Source organism: Neisseria dentiae, assembly GCF_014055005.1.
GTDB lineage: Bacteria > Pseudomonadota > Gammaproteobacteria > Burkholderiales > Neisseriaceae > Neisseria > Neisseria dentiae.
Genome location: NZ_CP059570.1, coordinates 1,300,184 through 1,317,755 on the forward strand (window position 1 = coordinate 1,300,184; position 17,572 = coordinate 1,317,755).

Below are 17,572 nucleotides of genomic sequence, written 5' to 3' on the forward strand. Positions count from 1 at the left end.
TGAGACTTTGGCTCGTTTATTTTCATTAAAACCGGTGGTGGTCGCCCTGAGCGTAGGCTTCGGCGCGGCGGCTTCGGCACAGGCCGCCGACGGCTTGTCGCTGGGCAGCACCTGCCTGAACTGCATCCCCGAAAAACTGAAAAACACAGCGGCGGCACACGCCGTGCCCGAGATCAAACGCAGCGGCGGCGAGCCGCTGCCCGCCGACTACACCCGCGTAACCGCCGATTTGGTAAAAGGCCAAACCAACGTAAAAGTGCGTGCCGAAGGCGATGTGATTATCGAGCGAAACGACCAGATATTAAACGCGCAATGGGTGGATTACGACCAAACCGCCGGAACCGTTACCGCCGGTAACACCTTCGTGCTCTACCAAAACGGCACCACCGTTACCGGCGAAAACGTGCAATATAACCTGGCCGAACGCACCGGCACCGCACACAACACCCGTTTGGAAAGCGAGCAAAACGGCCGCCGCCTGCAAAGCGTGAGCGAATCGGCCGAAATGCAGGGCGACGGCCGCTACAAATTAATCAACACCAAATTCAACACCTGCGAACCCGGCGACGCAAGCTGGTATATCAAAGCCAAAAGCATCGAAGCCGACCAAAACACCGGCATCGGCGTGGCCAAAGGCGCTTCGCTGGTGTTCGGCGGCGTGCCGGTTCTCTACACGCCGTGGGCTGATTTTCCGCTTAACGGCAACCGCAAAAGCGGCCTTTTGGTGCCCACCGTCGGCCTCGGTTCAGACGGCCTCGAGCTGGATTTGCCCTATTATATGAACCTCGCGCCCAATTACGACGCCACCATCACCCCCGGCGTTATCGGCAGCCGCGGCGCGCGCATCGGCGGCCAGTTCCGCTACCTGCAACCGAAATACGCCGGCCAGGTTGAAGGCACTTGGATGCCCGACGACCGCAAAAGCGAACACAACAACCGCTACCAATTCAGGTTCAACCACAACCAGCAATTCACTTCGAAGCTCAGCGGCGGCATCGACTATAACCGCGTTTCCGACAACGACTACTACCGCGATTTCTACGGCCAAGACGACATCGCCGCCAACGTCAACCTCAACCGCCAAGTTTGGCTGAACTACAACGACACCCTGTGGGGCGGCGCGCTCAACGGCCACTTCACCGTGCAGAAATACCAAACGCTGGCCAACATCTACGGCTATAAAGACGAACCCTACGCCATCATGCCGCGCCTGCAAGGCACTTGGAGCAAAAACATCGGCAACGCACAGGTAGATTTGTTCGGCCAGTTCACGCGCTTCGACCACGACAGCAAACAATCGGGCAAACGCGTGGTTGTCAAACCCAGCGTAAAATGGGATTTCCACAACTCATGGGGCTATATCCGCCCGAAAATCGGCGTGCACTCGGCCTATTACGATTTGGAAGAATTCGGCAACACCCCTTCCCGCACCGCCAGCCTTACCCTGCCGGTTTTCAACGTTGACAGCGGCATGACCTTCGAGCGCAAAACCTCGTTTTTAGGCAGCGACTACATCCAAACGCTGGAACCGCGCCTGTTTTACAACTATATCCCCACCAAGTCGCAAAACGACCTGCCCAATTTCGACACCTCCGAAAACAGCTTCAGCTACGACCAGCTTTTCCGCGAAAACCTCTATTCGGGCAACGACCGCGTCAACTCGGCCAACAGCATTTCCACCGCCGTACAAACCCGCTTCCTCAACCCCCGCAACGGCGCAGAACTGTTCCGCGCCGGTATCGGCCAGAAGTTTTACCTGAAAAACGATAACGTGCAGCTCGACGGCAGCATCGGCCGCTACCCGCGCAACCGTTCCGACTGGGTAGCGTTTGCCAACGGCAAAATCACCGACAGCATCCGCATGGATGTCGATATCCACTACAACCAAAACGAAAGCCGCGCCGAAAGCTATTCAACCGCCCTGCTCTACAACCCCGAACCCGGCAAAGTGTTGAGTGCTCGCTACAAATACGGCCGCAACGAAAAAATCTACCTGCAAGACGACGGCGTATATTTCTACGACAAAATCCGCCAAATCGACTTGGCCGCCCAATGGCCGATTGCCAAAAACCTTTACGCCATCGCCCGCTACAACTACGAGCTGCAAGGCAGAAAACCGATTGAAATGCTCGCCGGCATCGAATACAAAAGCGGTTGCGGCTGCTGGGGCGCCAGCATCGTCGGCCAACGTTACGTAACCGGCCTCAACAGCACCAAAAACGCCGTATTCTTCAACCTGCAATTGAAAGACTTGAGCAATATCGGCAACAACCCCTTTGAAAAACTGCGCTTGGCCGTTCCCGGCTACAGCAAAACCAACGAGGTAAACCAATGAATTTCAAACCCCTGATGCTAGCTGCCGCCCTCGGTTTGGCGCTGCAAACCGCACAAGCCGCCGAAGTCAAACAGGTGGACGGCATCGCCGCCGTTGCCGGCAATGAAGTGATTACCCAGCGCGACGTGCGCCAAGGCATGGCCGAGGCCCGCAGCCGCTTGGGCAAAAACGTTAACGAAACCGAGTTGCGCACCCAAGTGTTGCAGCAGCTGATTAACCAATCACTGATCGTGCAGGCCGGCAAACGCCGCAACATCACCGCCGGCGACGCCGAAATCGACGCCGCCTTAAGCGACATCGCCCAATCCCGCAAAACCACCGTCGAAGGCCTCTATGCCCAAGCCGCCAAAAGCGGCGTGAGCAAAGCAGCCATGCGCCGCAGCATTGCCGACAGCATCATCACCCAAAAAGTACGCCAGCAGGCCGTGATGCAGCAAAGCCGCGTGAGCGATGCCGAAGTGGACAGCATGATCGCCCACGCCAAACAGCAAGGCACACCCTTGCCGCAAGGCGAACCGCTGCGCCAATACCGCGCCCAGCACATCCTGCTGAAAGCCGAAAACGCCAACGCCGCCAAAGCCGCCGAGAGCGGCATCCGCAAAATCTACAACCAAGCGCGCAGCGGCACTGACTTTTCGGCACTCGCCCGCCAATATTCGCAAGACAGCAGCGCGGCCAACGGCGGCGATTTGGGCTGGTTTTCAGACGGCCAAATGGTGCCCGAATTTGAAAACGCCGTGCACAACCTGAAACCCGGCCAAGTAAGCCGCCCCGTGCGCAGCCAATTCGGGTGGCACATCATCAAGCTGAACGACGTGCGCGAAGCTGGCACGCCTGAAGAGCGCCAGCGCGAAGCCGTGCGCCAGTATATCGCCCGCCAAAAAGCCGAGCAGGCCACCGTTAACCTGCTCAAAGAGCTGCACGAAACCTCTTATGTAGAAATCCGCCGCTAAGCTGGCTTGATACCGAAACAACCACAATATATGAAGGCCGTCTGAAATACCTATCGCTAAGATAATGTAGTCGCTATGCTCAACTACAGTGTCTAAAGAGAGGTACTGATTCATTCCGATTGGGGTGTACTGCACCATTCGAAGGTGTTTATAAATAACCGCGTTGTTTACACAACAGGTTGGAAAAAATAGGTCTGCAACACCTCGAAAGGCGTCCCCCTTTTTCAGACTGCTATACGGTTTGAGCGTATTGTATAATTAGGGGCTTAGGAAGCAAAATTAGCCCAAGGGTCGATTTCGCAGTATTTTAAGCAAGACTTTATACAGATCATCATGCCTGTGATTGAAGCGAAATTCGGTTTCCTTTAAGTGTAAATAAAAAGTCTGTTTCGATACACCGTTAAATTTAACCAAGCGGTTTTTGGCATAACCCCAAAACGACTCGATGCCGTTAATGTATTGCGCACCCCGGGTGAACTCGTCTGCACCATGATGTACCCGGAAGTGCTTTTCATAGCCCATATCGACCAAGCCGTGATAGCCACGCCAGTCGTCGGTATTGATGACACTTTCAACAGCAACCCGCCTCGGATAGCCTGTTGCAGCGTAGCTTTCGAGGTATTCGGCACGATTTCGGTATAGACTTTGTCGTTCCGTTTTAAGATGCCGAAAACAATGGTTTTGCCTCCCGCTCCCCGCCCGCGTTTACCGCGAATGCGTTTGGCGCCGAAGTAGGATTCGTCCAGTTCGACCACCCCGGCAAAGGGAGTTTGCCGTTCACATTCAGCAGCCATACGGCAACGCAGTTTGAGAAACAGATTATTGACACTTCGGGTACTGATGCCGGTGAGCCTGGCGGTATCAGAAGCGGTCAAATCAAGTGCGAAAAGCGCAGGATTTGGCGGAATTTTGATTCGGTAATTTTGCTGAACTTTTGGTACTTGTTTTTAATAGGCATATCAGAAGCTTATCATCATTTTTGCTGATTTTGCTTCCTAAGCCCCATAATTAACAAAACGGCACAACTCCTTTGCCAGTGTTCCAAATCCTTCCCTTATCGTGCAACATTCCCATCAGCGTGTGGATTACCCATTCCGACTCACCGTTGGTTGGTGGAAGAGCAACACGGGTAAACCTCTGCCCGATATTGTTCGCATAACAGGCGATGCCAAACTGGTGGTTGGCACTACCTTTGTACTCAACCCCATTATCGGGATAAACATACTCTATCGTTTACGGACGGCAGCCAACCACATCGCGCAGCAGAAACTTGGCGACACCTTTATTACCTGGCATCTGCGGATTTTTCCTCAAAAATCCGCTTCACAAATCTTCTGACGACGTTCCTAAGATTTTCTATAATACGTATCGAGAAATATATCATCGTGTTAAATTTTCTTCCTAAGCCCCGAAAGAAGTAGTGGATGTCCGCGCATGGCGGTACATAAACTTTTCAGACGGCCTGAACGAATGCGGCAAAAGTTGCGGCCTGTTTCAAACCGGTGCCGTCATTCTGCCTGCGGCGGCGGATTGAAAAACGCCAGCAGCCGCCCGCCGCCCTGCTTCAGGGCTTCGAGAAAAATCGCCACTTCGCGTTCCTGCGCTTCGGGGTAACTCACGGTAAACAGCCAGCCTTTCTGCATCAGCGTGTAGTTGATGCCCAAGCCGCCCGGCGATGTGGGGGCGAAGGCGAAGTTGACGGTTACGGCATCGTCGCCCAAAGTTGAAGTGGAAAGGAAATCGGTGCAGAAGGTTTGATAACCCGCGCTTTTGAAAAAGGCGGGCAGGCGGCTGCCTTTGCGTTTGGCCGTCAGTTGCAGGCCGAGCAGGTGGCGGTTGGCACCCTGCCCCATCTTGGCGGCCTTTACCCGCGCTTTGTGTTCGGCCAGCGCGACATCGAGCAGGGTTTGTGCGGGCTTTTCCTGCAACAGCGAAGCCACAAACGCCAGCGATTCTTCCGACACGGGGCGCACGCATTCGGTGCGGCCGTGGGCGAAATGGCTTGCGTCCACCGCTTCGTAGGTGTTGCGGATGTCGCCGTAGGTGGTTAATTGGGCGTATTGCAGCAGAAACTGCATCAGCGCATCATGGCTCACGCCTTTGGGCACGCTGTTGCCGTTAAACGGGATAACGGTGCTTTTTACGCGCATTTTTCGGGCTTTGGCGGCGTAATCCTGCTGCCATTGCGGCCAGCGTTTCTTTTGGGTGGGCGTTAAATGCCAGGCGTGGCGGCTGATGGCGGGGGCGGTTTTGCGGCCTTTGGCGCCGGTTTTTTCCGCCGCCAGCGTAACGATGCCTTTCAATGCACCGCCGTCTTCCCATGTGTGTTCGCAATGCAGAAACAGGCGGTTAGTGGCGGTGTTGTAGCAGAAGGTGGTCGGTTTGTAGCACCAGATGTTTTGCTGCGGCGCAAACGTGGCGCGCGCCAAATCTTCGTCGGCGCTCAGGTTTTCTTCGTGGTAAATGCTGATGTGGAACAGGTCGGTTTCGAGGTAATCAGCCAGTTCGGTGTTGTCGTCTTTACTGCGCAGGGCTTTATAGATGCGGGCGGTTTGGTTGCCGCCGAGATAACACGGCACGGCCACGGGGAACGGGTTTTCGGCGGTGTCGGCCAGAATTTGGGCGATTGCCTGTTGGAAAGTATCGGGGTGGTAGGCTTCGTGGTTGTCGTCGAGCGCGGTAATGCGGTAATAAAAGCCGTTGTGCAGCACGCCGATATGCCGGCTCGGGGCGTCGGCGATGCGGAAGGTGTCGCAACCGTTTTGCGGCACCCGCGCCGCGCCGCGCAGAATCTGCCATTGCGCCATACACACGGGCGTGCCCTGCGGCGTTACGGGCGCGCTGATGCGGCCGTGGTGGTAGTCGGCGCACACGGCGGCCAGCGCGGCGACCCATCCGCCCAAATCTTTGCCGAGGGTTTGGATGTTGAAGCCGACATTGCTCGCCAAAGGCAGCGGTGTGCGGATTTTCAAATAGCTTTCCAGCCATGCGTCAATCAGCCAGCTTTTTTCCGATTGCCCGGCAAAATCCTGCAAAGCGGCCTGAAGGCTGCGCGCGCTGCGGGCTTGGAACTGCCGCACGGAAGCGGTTGCGGCGGCATAGGCTTCGTCGTTAAGCAGCGGTTTCACCTGCCTGAGGTAGCGGGCGCAGGTTTCGGCAAGGTCGGGCACGGGCAGCACGGGCTGTTGCGGCATGGTTTTCTCCTTTGGCATAAATGCATGATATTGAACGGATTGTAGCGGAAAGTAGTTATATTGGTAAGCCCGGTTTTTATTAAAAACAGCCTACAAATGCTTTCAGACGGCCTCAAAGGCCGTCTGAAACTTTAAGCAGAAACGAATCGGGTGATACGCCGTTTGGCTTTATTTGGCGCAGCGGAAACCCAGATTGTTCAGCACAAACTTGGCCTGCAAACTCGTGCGGATGCCGTAGCGCATAAAGGCGGCGTAGTCGCTCGGGTCGGCCGAGCCTGCCGATGCGCCGCTGCAAAACATATTGCTGCCGGCCGCCGAGGCGGAAGTGAGCAGGCTGCTGTTGAAGTCTTCAGTCCATTCCCAAATCAGGCCGTGCATATCGTGAATACCCCAATAATTGGGTTTGCTTTGGCCGACATCGCGCAAGCCTTTGCGGCTGCCTTCGGCATACCAATCGAGAATGGTGCGGTTATAGCCCGGTTCGGCCGTGCCGTTGATGCGGGTTTGGGAAGCCTGGCCGGCAAACTCCCATTCGTCGATGGTGGGCAGGCGTTTGCCTTGGGCGGCGCAGTAGGCGTGGGCGGCAAACCATGAAACGTTGGTAACGGGTTTGTTCAAATCGCTTTTGAGCGGCGCATAACCGTTGCCGCTTTTTACCCAATGGCGCAGATAACCCGGCTCGGCCTGTTTGCTGCTTGCTCTGCCGCGCTGCCATTTCGGGTGTTTTTGCACGAAGGCGGCGAATCGGGCATTGGTAACGGGCAGGGTGTCGAGCTGAAACGCTTTCACGCTGATCATGGGCGTTTCTTTTTTCAGGTAGAGCGGGCGGTATCGGCCGCCGTTCACTTTGGCCATTTCGGCGGCGGCCGCCGTGCCTGCGGCAATCAGCAGCATGGCGGCGAGCAGTGGTGCGGTGTTCATGGCAGTGCTCCGTGGTGTTTTTTTTCAGACGGCCTTTTAAGAATTAACAAGGCCGTCTGAAAGCATGAAAACGAAATGTTATCGGTTTATAGTGCATTCACTATAGTTAACAACTTAAGGAAACGTATATACGTCATACTCGGGCCAAGCCTGAGTATGACGAACTGTTATTAAGCCAATTGGTTTGGCTGTTTGTCGGATATCGGCGGCAAAGGCCGTCTGAAACCGTTTCAGACGGCCTTGATGTTTATTTGCCGCGCTCTTTGGCTACATCGGCCGCATGGATTTGGCCGCCGCCGTTGTTGAAGCTGTTGAGAATATAAGTTAACACGTTGGCGGCATCTTCGTCGTTCAGCGCCACGGCGGGCATCACGCTGTTGTAGTCTTTGCCGTTAACGGTGATTTTGCCGCTCACGCCTTTGAGTATGGCGTGTATGCCGCGTTTGGGGTCGGCTTTCAGATAGTCGGAATTGGCCACCGGCGGGAACGCGCCTTCCACGCCTTTGCCTTCCGCGCCGTGGCAGGCCATGCAGTTGGCGTTATACACGGCTTTGCCGAGCTTGATTTGGTCGTCTTTACCGGCAGCTTTGGCGGGGCCGGCTTTCACTTTCTGCTCTTCTTCGGGCGTTAACGGCACGGTTTGGATGGCGCCGCCCTCAGGCTGGTAGATGGCATCACTGATTTTGCCTGAATAGATTTCCTTGTTTTCAGGCCCTTCCACTTTCAACTGGCCGAGCGCGCCTTTGTTGAATGCGCGGAAGATGGAATGGTCGACCAATGTGAAGCTGCCGGGCACATCTAATTTGAAATCCACAATCGCCGAGCCGCCTGCGGGAACCAGCGTGGTTTGGATGTTTTCGTTAATCAGCTTGCCGCCTTCCACATACACTTTGTCGAAAATCTCGCCGATAACGTGGAACGACGACACCAGATTGGGGCCGCCGTTGCCCACATACATACGCACGGTTTCGCCCACTTTCGCTTTCAGAGCCTTGTCGCCCGCAATCGCGCCCACATGGCCGTTAAACACCACATAGTCGGGCTGCTCTTTGATGGCTTTTTCCATATCGAAAGGTTGCAGGCCGGTTTCGCCGTATTTGCCTTTGGTGTAGAAATCGCCCTGCACCACATAAAACTCTTTATCCACTTTCGGCAGGCCCTCTTTAGGCTCCACCAAAATCAGGCCGTACATACCGTTGGCAATGTGCATACCCACCGGCGCGGTGGCGCAGTGGTAGATATACAGGCCGGGTTGCAGGGCTTTGAAACTGAACGTGGAAGTGTGGCCGGGTGCGGTAAATGTGGCTTCGGCACCGCCGCCGGGGCCGGTAACGGCATGGAAATCTACGTTATGCGGCACGGTGGAGGTGGGGTGGTTGGAAAACTGCACCTCCACGGTGTCGCCCTCGCGCACGCGGATAAACTGCCCCGGCACGTCGCCGCCGAACGTCCAATATTTATAGTCCACGCCGTCGGCCATGGGCATCACTTTTTCGATCACCTCCATTTTCACCACCACTTTGGCGGGATAGTCGCGGTTAACGGGCGGCGGCACGTTGGGGGCGGATGTGAGCACCGCCTCAATCACCGGCAGCTCGCCCTGTGGGGTTTGGGCATCGGCTTTTTGGGCGGAAGCGGCAGAAGCCTCTGCGGGCTTGCCGGCAGATTGGTCGGCTGCCTGCTGGCCGCAGGCGGCGAGAACAAACAATGATGCAATCAGAGCAGCTAAAGCGTGGCGTTTCATGGCGGGTTCCTTTTTTAGAAATGTCCGCTTTTTATCAAGCGGTTTTAGGGTTGGGGAAATTATGTGAGAAGCCCGCCGGCTTGATGTTGATTTACATCAATTGATTCAATTTGTATGAATATTACAAAACATAATCATGCTTTATACCTAGTGTTTTTCAAAAAATATCATACTTTATAACTAGAAAATCCCCCTCCCCTAGCTGCAAAACACCCATGCTTTTTTGACATATATCCATATTTATCTTTTATTTAGTGAAAATCTCTGTTTCCTTTCGGCGATATAGTGTTTATTTTTCACCAACCCGTGCTACAATTTTAACATTCATATTTTATGAATTTTTAAAAACCACTTCCAACCAGAAGAAGGAGCACAAAAAATGGGACAGTACAAAAAGCTCTGGTATTCGCTGATTGCGGTGCTGGCGGTTACTTTCTCCATACTCGGCTATTTGGGTGTCGAGGTTTACCGGCAGGTGCCGCCGATTCCGCAGGCTTATGTGAGCGAATCGGGGCAAACCCTGATCACGAAAGACGACGTGTTGGCCGGCCAATCGGCCTGGCAGAGCACGGGCGGCATGGAGCTGGGGTCGATACTCGGCCACGGCGCTTACCAAGCCCCCGACTGGACGGCCGACTGGCTGCACCGCGAACTTGAAGCCTGGCTCGACATCGCCGCCGAAAAAGAACACGGCAAAAAATATGCCGATTTGGACAAAGGCATGCAAGCCAACCTGCAAGCACGTATGGCCGAAGAATACCGCAACGGCGGCCGCGTAAACGCGCAGGACCAGGTGGTGCTTTCCGACACGCGTATCGAAGCGGTTAAACGTGTTGCGCCCTATTACATCACGCTCTACGGCGACGACCCGTCGATGATTAAAACCCGCGAAGCGTTTGCCATGAAAAACGGCACGCTGCCAAGCGAAGAAGCGCGCCAAAAAGTCACCAACTTCTTCTTCTGGACGGCTTGGGCATCTTCCACCAACCGCCCCGATCACGACGCCACCTACACCAACAACTGGCCGCACGAGCCTTTGGTGAACAATGTGCCGACCACCGAAAACTATATGTGGTCGTTTGCCAGCATCGTGTTTCTGCTGCTGGGCATCGGCCTGTTGGTTTGGGGCTTCTCGTTTTTGAAAAAGCACGACGAAGAACCGGCCGCACCGTCTGAAGACCCTTTGTCTAAAGTGCAGCTCACCCCGTCGCAAAAAGCCTTGGGCAAATATGTGTTTTTAACCGTGGCATTGTTTGTGGCGCAGGTGTTGCTGGGCGGCCTGACCGCGCACTACACCGTTGAAGGCCAACAGTTTTACGGCATCGACATCTCGCAATGGTTCCCCTATGCGCTGGTGCGCACTTGGCACATCCAATCGGCGATTTTCTGGATTGCCACCGGCTTTCTCACCGCCGGCCTGTTTCTGGCACCGATTATCAACGGCGGCAAAGACCCGAAATTCCAACGTGCAGGCGTAAACTTCTTATACATTGCCCTGTTTATCGTAGTGCTCGGCTCATACGGCGGCAACTTTTTGGCACTGAGCCACGCGCTGCCCGCGCACCTGAATTTCTGGTTCGGCCATCAGGGCTACGAATATCTCGATTTGGGCCGCTTCTGGCAGATTCTGCTGATGGTGGGCCTGCTGCTGTGGCTGTTCCTGATGCTGCGCTGCACCGTAAACGCCTTCAAACAGAAAACCGATAAAAACATGCTCGCGATTTTCGTGGCTTCGATGGCCGGCGTGGGCCTGTTCTATGCGCCCGGCCTGTTTTACGGCGAACACACCAGCCTCACCATTATGGAATACTGGCGCTGGTGGGTGGTGCACCTGTGGGTGGAAGGCTTCTTTGAAGTGTTCGCCACCGCCGCGCTGGCCTTCGTTTTCTACAATATGGGTTTGGTGTCGCAACGCACCGCCACCGTTACCGCCCTGGTTTCCGCCAGCCTGTTTATGGTGGGCGGCGTACCCGGCACTTTCCACCACCTTTATTTTTCAGGCACCACCACGCCCGTGATGGCGGTGGGCGCATCGTTTTCGGCTTTGGAAGTTGTGCCGCTGATTCTGCTCGGCCGCGAGGCTTACGAGCATTGGTCTTACCAAAATGCCGCCCCGTGGGCGAAACGCCTGCGCTGGCCGCTGATGTGCTTCGTTGCCGTGGCGTTTTGGAACATGGTGGGTGCGGGCGTGTTCGGCTTCCTGATTAATCCGCCGATTTCGCTCTACTACCTGCAAGGTTTGAACACCACCGCCGTGCACGCACACGCGGCCTTGTTCGGGGTGTACGGCTTCTTGGCGCTGGGCTTCGTGCTGTTGGTGGCCAGCTACATCAAGCCGAATGCCGAATTTAACGAAAGCCTGATGACTTGGGGCTTCTGGCTCTTAAACAGCGGCCTGGTGCTGATGATTGTGATCAGCCTGTTGCCGGTGGGCGTGATTCAGGCCTATGCCAGCATCACGCAGGGCTTGTGGTATGCCCGCAGCGAAGGCTTTATGCAGCAGGAACTGCTCGACACCCTGCGCTGGGTGCGCACCATTGCCGACCTGATCTTTATCGGCGGCGCGTGTTGCGTATCGTGGCAGGCAACGAAAATGGTGTTTGCCCGCAGCAAATAAACCGTTTCGCCCCAACACCCGCAAAGGCCGTCTGAATTTTTTCAGACGGCCTTTTTTGCAGGATGCCGTCTGAAAATGCCCGCGTAAGTTTTCAGACGGCCTCTCCGTCTAATCAAACGTTAAACGATCGTTTGAAACCCAATCAAGAAAACAGAAAATGACGGAAAAACCCAAAACACTCCATTTATAGTGGATTAAAATAAGAATGCCGAAGTAGGGTAAAACGATTCTTTAGCATATCGCCCAATTGCAAGTTTGAATGCAGTTATTTCATTTCGGAGTTTTTATTTGAATTCACTATAAACTTCGCCGACCTTATCGTTTTGAGCCTGATTTTTTTCGGCTACGCCACCGCCGCCTCGCTCTACGGCTATCTGGGCATACTGCAAAGCGGCTACGCCGCGCCTGATTATGCCGCGCTCACCTTCAGCGACCGCGACAACTACAACAGCATCATTATCGAGCTGGTTTTACTGGCAGCCGCCTGGCTGTATCTGCGTCTGCGGCGGTTTGATTTCAAAGCTTTGGATTTTTCCGCCGGCCGCCGCACCCTGCCGCTTGTTGTGCTGCTGATTGTTTGCGCGGGGCTGGCCGCCGATATTTACCAATATCTGCACAGCATCGTTCTGCCCCACCATTACGATTTCCCCCAAACGGCGGAAGCCGCCGCACAAGCCGCTAACCATCAGTGGCATCTCTCCCTGCCGCTCTTGGCCTTTTCGCTGCTGAACGGCTTTTACGAAGAGCTGTTTTTCCTGGGGCTGGTTTACGCCGTTCCCCGCAAAAACCTGATTTACGCGCTGCCTTTCAGCCTGCTTGTGCGTTTCGCCTTCCACACCTATCAAGGGCTGGCAGGTGCAGCCACCGTTACCGTGTTGGGCTTGGTTTACATACTCTTCCGAAGAAAAATCAAAACCCTGGTGCCGTTTATGCTGGCGCATTCGGTTTTCGACCTGTTCGGCTTGGGCTTATCGGGGCTGTTGTGGGCATTGTGGGGCTGACAGGTTTGCGCAACAAGCCGATACCTTCCCCATCTGCGGCGTATTTCTTCGTTGTGTGTTTATGCCCTTTAGGGCGCTGCCCGCTCGTTTGCCTATCTGCTTGATATGTCTGCGCTCGCTGCGCTGCTACGCCTTGAACTGCATCCGTATCAGAGATTTTTGCAAAGTCTCAAATATCAGGCCGTCTGAAAGCAACCAATCTTTCAGACGGCCTGATTGCCGGCTCCAACCCGGGCCGCAAGCGCATACCGCCCACAGCCTGCCGCCCGTGCCAAAAACAAACTTTTCCGCTATATAATATCGGATATGGATAACCACCTGATATGGCAGCCCCGCCTGCCCGAAAATATTTCCCTTTTCCCGCCGCAAGCCGCCGTGATGCAGGCGCAGTCGCTCACCGCCGCCTTGCGCGGTTTGAATGCCGGTTTCTCCGTGCGCCTGCTGCATTTGGGAAGCAGCGGCTTCGACCGCCTTTTTTCAGACGGCCTGCAAAACAGTGCCGCACAAAACTGGTTTGCCCGCGACGTATTGCTGTGTTTGGACGGCGAACCCGTCGTATGGGCGCGCAGCCTGTGCCGGCAAACGTCGGCCAACTGGCTCGGCCTGCTCGACTGCGGCACACGCCCGCTCGGCGAGCGGCTGTTCGACGGTTCGCTGCCTTTAACGCGTTCGCCGTTTGAATATACCGCCCTGCCGCCGCACTATCCGCTGGCGGGTTTCGACGGCCATGCCGCAGTGGCGCGCCGCTCGTTGTTTGACTGGCAGGGCGAAACGCTCGGGCTGGCCGAATGCTTTCTGCCCGCGCTGCAAAGTTTTGTTCAATCGGCTGATGAATGAGATAGAATTAGACTATAATCGCCTCCACGATACAGGCTGAGACCTTTGCAAAACCGCCATCTGCGGCGCATTTCCGCGTTGTGTGCTGCTCGCTCGCTTGCCTAACTCCATGTTATGTCTGCGCTCGCTGCGCTGCTACGCCTTGAACTGCATCCACATCTGACGGTTTTGCAAAGGTCTCTGGTCGTTTGGAAACAAGCGGCTTTATCTGTATCGGTTGAATTTATAATTAAAGTTACTATCACACATGAACATTAAACGGTTGCTCCTGAAATTTCTGCCCCGCTATGTGGTCGGCAGGCTGGTGATTTACAGCCGGCTGATGCGTATCGAAAAGCCCATCGGCACTTTGCTGCTGCTGTGGCCCACTTTCTGGGCGTTGTGGATTGCCTCGCAGGGCATGCCCGATTTCACCATTCTGCTGGCCTTCGCCGCCGGCACCTTTCTGATGCGCAGCGCAGGCTGCGTGGTCAACGATTTTGCCGACCGCGGCATCGACGGCGCGGTAGAGCGCACCAAAACACGGCCTTTCGCACGCGGCTTGGTTTCCACCGAAGAAGCCATACTGCTGGCGCTGATACTCTGCCTGATGGCCGCCCTGTGCCTGCTGCCGCTCAACCGCCTGACCTGGCTGATGAGCCTGCCCGCGCTGTTTCTCGCAGTGAGCTACCCTTTCACCAAACGCTTTTTCCCGCTGCCGCAGTTTTATCTGGGGCTGGCGTTTTCGTTCGGCATACCGATGGCGTTTGCCGCCGTAACCGAAACCGTTCCGCCGCTGGCCTGGCTGCTGTTCACCGCCAATGTGTTGTGGACGCTCGCCTACGACACCATCTACGCCATGGCCGATAAAGAAGACGACCTCAAGCTCGGCATCCGCACCTCGGCCATCACTTTCGGCGACCACGACGTGTCGGCCATCATGCTCTGCCATTTCTGGTTCAGCGCGCTGATGGCGGTGCTGGGCTGGCAAATCGGCGCCACCTGGCCTTTCTGGATCGTGCTACCGCTCACGGTTTACTGGCAGATGCAGCAATACCGCCAAATCAAAACCCGCGACCGCTGGGTGTGTTTCCGCACGTTTTTAGAAAACAACCGCATCGGCCTGGCTTGGTTTTTGGGCATTGCCGGGCATTATCTGTGGCTGTCGCTTTATTCGGCCGTCTGAAAACACTTTCTAAAACCAACCTGAGACCTTTACAAAATTCGTTCAGATCGTCTGAAGGTAATTTTGCAAAAGTCTCAACCTGCCTTGCGGAACACCCCGCCACGGGCTAGAATCGGGCGTTCCGGCCGGCGGAACCGTATGCCGGAAAGCGGCGCTCATGAAGGTTTTCCAAAGCCGGCAATTGCGCCGCATCATGCCCGCATTACCCGATTAGGTTTTCTTTTCAAGGCACATCAATATGTTACCCACTCCCGTTTATAATTTTTCCGCCGGCCCCGCCGTGCTGCCCGATGCGGTGCTGCGCACCGCGCAAAATGAAATGCTCGATTACAACGGCACCGGCTTTCCCGTGATGAGCATGAGCCACCGCTCCGATGTGTTCATGAGCATCCTCCACCATGCCGAGCAGGATTTGCGCACGCTGCTGGATATTCCCGACAACTATAAAATCCTGTTTTTGCAAGGCGGCGCCAGCTCGCAGTTCAATATGGTGGTGATGAACTTCGCCAACGGATTCAAACGGGTGGATTCGGTGGTAACGGGCAATTGGTCGTCGGTGGCACACAAACAGATGGGCAAGCTTTCCGACGCCGAAATCCATCTCGCGGCCGACGGCAAGGCGCTCGACTATCTTGACCTGCCGCCCGAAAACACTTGGGATATCGACCGGCACTCGGCTTTCGTGCATTTCGCGAGCAACGAAACCGTAAACGGCCTGCAATACGGCGAACTGCCCCGGCCGGGTGCAGATATGCCGCCGCTGGTTTGCGATATGTCGAGCGATATTTTGTCGCGCCGCATCAACGTGCGCGATTTCGGCGTAATTTACGCCGGTGCGCAGAAAAACATCGGCCCGGCAGGCGCAACCGTGGTGATTATCCGCGAAGACCTGCTCGAGCGCTGCTCCGAGCGCGTGCCCGACGTGTGGAACTACCAAACCCACATCAACCGCCAGGGTATGCACAACACGCCCGCCACTTATCCCATCTATATCGCCGGGCTGGTGTTCCGCTGGCTGCTGGCGCAAGGCGGCGTGGCGCAGATAGAAACGGTAAACGCGCTGAAGGCCGCCAAACTCTACAACGCCATCGACAGCAGCGGCGGTTTCTACATCAACAACATCCGCCCCGGCGCCCGCTCGAAAATGAACGTGGTGTTCGGCACGCAAAGCCCCGATCTTGACCAACGCTTCGTTCAGGAAGCCGACGCCGCCGGCCTGAAACTGTTGCAGGGTTATAAATCGGTGGGCGGAATGCGCGCCAGTATCTACAACGCCATGCCCCTGCAAGGCGTGGAAGCGCTGGTTGGCTTTATGCAGGATTTCCAACGCCGCTACGGCTGATTGAGCCTTAAATGGATTCAGGCCGTCTGAAATGTTTTCAGACGGCCTGATGTTTTGCGAATCACGCCCAAACACTGCTATAACAAAACCACTTGTTTGATAACAGCTTTGCCATTAGCGGGTTTGACCCGGGCATAACGGGCGTGTTTTTTATTAAGTTGGTTCGCCATACCGTTAACGCAGCTGCGGCAACACGCTCAAAATAGCGGAAAGCGCCGCTTCGCCCAAACGCAGCGAACGTTGGCCGTTCCAGCCGAAGTCGTCGTCGGGCAGGTTGTCGTTGTCTTTAAACGGCATCTCCAGCGTGTAGGCCAGGCATTTGAACTGTTCGCCCACCCAGGCGGTGGCCATGGTCATATTGGCTTGGCCGGGCGCGTCTTTCGCGTAGCCGTGTTCGTCTTGGAAATCGGGGCTGGCGGCGGCGAAGGCGTTTTTGAAGCGGGTTTCCAGTTCGGCGATGCGGCCGTTATACGAGGGCACGCCTTCGGTGCCCGCCACAAACACGAAAGGTATGGTTTCGTCGCCATGGATGTCTAAAAACAAATCCACGCCGGTTTCTAGCATTTTTTCGCGCACATAATAAACTTCGGGGCTGCGCGCCACAGTCGGGTTTTGCCATTCGCGGTTGAGGTTGGCGCCGGCGGCATTGGTGCGCAGGTTGCCGCGCACGGAGCCGTCGGGGTTCATATTGGGCACGATGTAGAACGTGGCTTGGTCGAGCAGCGCGCGGGCGGTGGGGTCTTGCGGGTCGAGCAGGCGCGCGAGCAGGCCTTCTACGAACCATTCGGCCATGGTTTCGCCGGGGTGCTGGCGGGCGGTTACCCACACTTTCAAATCGCTGGCGGCCTGATTGCCGATGGTGAGCAGGTTGATGTCGCGGCCCTCCACGGTGCTGCCCAAGTCGTCTATCTGGCACAGCCCGCTGCCTTGCGCGTCGCCGAGCAGGTTGAGGTGCTGCTCGTAGGAATACGGTTCGAAATAGGCGTAATACACGCTGTTGGACAGCGGCGTGTGTTCGATGGTAAGCACGCCGTTTTCGTAGCGGGTAGGCACGCGGAACCAGTTTTGGCGGTCGTAGGAAGCCACGGCCTGATAGTCTTCCCAACCGGCGGGATAGGCGGCGGAAGCGGCGTTTTCAAAGTGCATCACGCAATTCTGATAAGCCGCGCCCTGTAGGCGGAAATAAAACCATTGGGCGAAATCGGAGGCGTTGTCGGGGCGCAGTTGCAGGCGGATATCGGCGGGGTTTTCCACATCGATTACGGTTACGGCGCCGGCATCGAACTGGGTGCTGATTTTCATGTGGATTCCTGTTTAGGCTTGGTAGGCAGACTCGAAGCGGTTATTTTAAACCGTTTGGTGTTTGATGTCTTTAAGAAGCAAACAGGCCGTCTGAAACCTTTTCAGACGGCCTGAACGGATTTTGCAAAGGTTTCCCCCGCCTTATTGCCAATCATACCCGG

11 protein-coding genes and 4 pseudogenes are annotated in these 17,572 nt (G+C 55.7%); 9 read left to right on the forward strand and 6 right to left on the reverse strand.

What is annotated here, in order from left to right; translation table 11 throughout:
* The first annotated feature begins 7 nt into the window (after positions 1 to 7).
* Both H3L92_RS06155 and H3L92_RS06160 read left to right on the forward strand, forming a co-directional pair.
* Positions 8 to 2,335 carry an LPS-assembly protein LptD gene (locus H3L92_RS06155; protein ID WP_085366711.1) on the forward strand — a complete coding sequence of 776 codons (2,328 nt, stop codon included), beginning with the start codon at positions 8 to 10 and terminating at the stop codon, positions 2,333 to 2,335.
* Entirely contained in the window at positions 2,332 to 3,288 is a 957-nt protein-coding gene (locus tag H3L92_RS06160; protein ID WP_085366712.1) for a peptidylprolyl isomerase, read from the forward strand. The genes H3L92_RS06155 and H3L92_RS06160 overlap by 4 nt, the downstream gene beginning before the upstream one ends.
* A gap of 279 nt (positions 3,289 to 3,567) precedes the next feature.
* Here the strand turns inward: H3L92_RS06160 and H3L92_RS06165 are convergent.
* The 5 genes and pseudogenes from H3L92_RS06165 to nirK form a co-directional block, all read right to left on the reverse strand.
* Positions 3,568 to 4,246, reverse strand: a pseudogene (locus H3L92_RS06165) (IS1595 family transposase).
* A gap of 46 nt (positions 4,247 to 4,292) precedes the next feature.
* Positions 4,293 to 4,518 (reverse strand): annotated as a pseudogene (locus H3L92_RS13710) (IS481 family transposase); the annotation flags it as partial.
* A 278-nt stretch (positions 4,519 to 4,796) separates the two neighbouring features.
* Complete coding sequence (locus H3L92_RS06175) at positions 4,797 to 6,482, reverse strand: choline/carnitine O-acyltransferase (protein WP_085365933.1); 1,686 nt, start codon at positions 6,480 to 6,482, stop codon at positions 4,797 to 4,799.
* Positions 6,483 to 6,650: 168 nt separating this feature from the next.
* A complete protein-coding gene (locus tag H3L92_RS06180) occupies positions 6,651 to 7,403 on the reverse strand; it encodes a formylglycine-generating enzyme family protein (protein WP_085365934.1) in 753 nt (250 codons plus the stop codon).
* A gap of 247 nt (positions 7,404 to 7,650) precedes the next feature.
* Positions 7,651 to 9,147 carry a copper-containing nitrite reductase gene (gene nirK, locus H3L92_RS06185; protein ID WP_085365935.1) on the reverse strand — a complete coding sequence of 499 codons (1,497 nt, stop codon included), beginning with the start codon at positions 9,145 to 9,147 and terminating at the stop codon, positions 7,651 to 7,653.
* Positions 9,148 to 9,526: 379 nt separating this feature from the next.
* On the opposite strand from nirK, the gene H3L92_RS06190 reads away from it, so the two are divergent.
* The 7 genes and pseudogenes from H3L92_RS06190 (at position 9,527) to serC (ending at position 16,109) form a co-directional block, all read left to right on the forward strand.
* Positions 9,527 to 11,764: a nitric-oxide reductase large subunit gene (locus tag H3L92_RS06190; protein ID WP_085365936.1), complete on the forward strand. Its 2,238-nt coding sequence runs from the start codon at positions 9,527 to 9,529 to the stop codon at positions 11,762 to 11,764.
* A gap of 323 nt (positions 11,765 to 12,087) precedes the next feature.
* Positions 12,088 to 12,765: a CPBP family intramembrane glutamic endopeptidase gene (locus H3L92_RS06195; RefSeq protein ID WP_158088148.1), complete on the forward strand. Its 678-nt coding sequence runs from the start codon at positions 12,088 to 12,090 to the stop codon at positions 12,763 to 12,765.
* A 33-nt stretch (positions 12,766 to 12,798) separates the two neighbouring features.
* Positions 12,799 to 12,954: pseudogene (locus tag H3L92_RS13250) on the forward strand (lipoprotein signal peptidase).
* A 117-nt stretch (positions 12,955 to 13,071) separates the two neighbouring features.
* A complete protein-coding gene (locus H3L92_RS06200) occupies positions 13,072 to 13,602 on the forward strand; it encodes a chorismate--pyruvate lyase family protein (protein WP_085365938.1) in 531 nt (176 codons plus the stop codon).
* 45 nt (positions 13,603 to 13,647) lie between these two features.
* Positions 13,648 to 13,860, forward strand: a pseudogene (locus H3L92_RS13255) (lipoprotein signal peptidase).
* Positions 13,850 to 14,767 carry a 4-hydroxybenzoate octaprenyltransferase gene (gene ubiA / locus H3L92_RS06210; RefSeq protein ID WP_085365939.1) on the forward strand — a complete coding sequence of 306 codons (918 nt, stop codon included), beginning with the start codon at positions 13,850 to 13,852 and terminating at the stop codon, positions 14,765 to 14,767. Before H3L92_RS13255 ends, ubiA begins: the two are co-directional and overlap by 11 nt.
* 238 nt (positions 14,768 to 15,005) lie before the next feature.
* Complete coding sequence (serC, locus tag H3L92_RS06215; RefSeq protein ID WP_085365940.1) at positions 15,006 to 16,109, forward strand: phosphoserine transaminase; 1,104 nt, start codon at positions 15,006 to 15,008, stop codon at positions 16,107 to 16,109.
* Between the two features lie 174 nt (positions 16,110 to 16,283).
* Here the strand turns inward: serC and H3L92_RS06220 are convergent, their stop codons facing one another.
* On the reverse strand, positions 16,284 to 17,411 hold the full coding sequence (locus H3L92_RS06220; RefSeq protein WP_085365941.1) for a M14 family metallopeptidase: 1,128 nt from the start codon (positions 17,409 to 17,411) through the stop codon (positions 16,284 to 16,286).
* Positions 17,412 to 17,572: the final 161 nt, after the last annotated feature.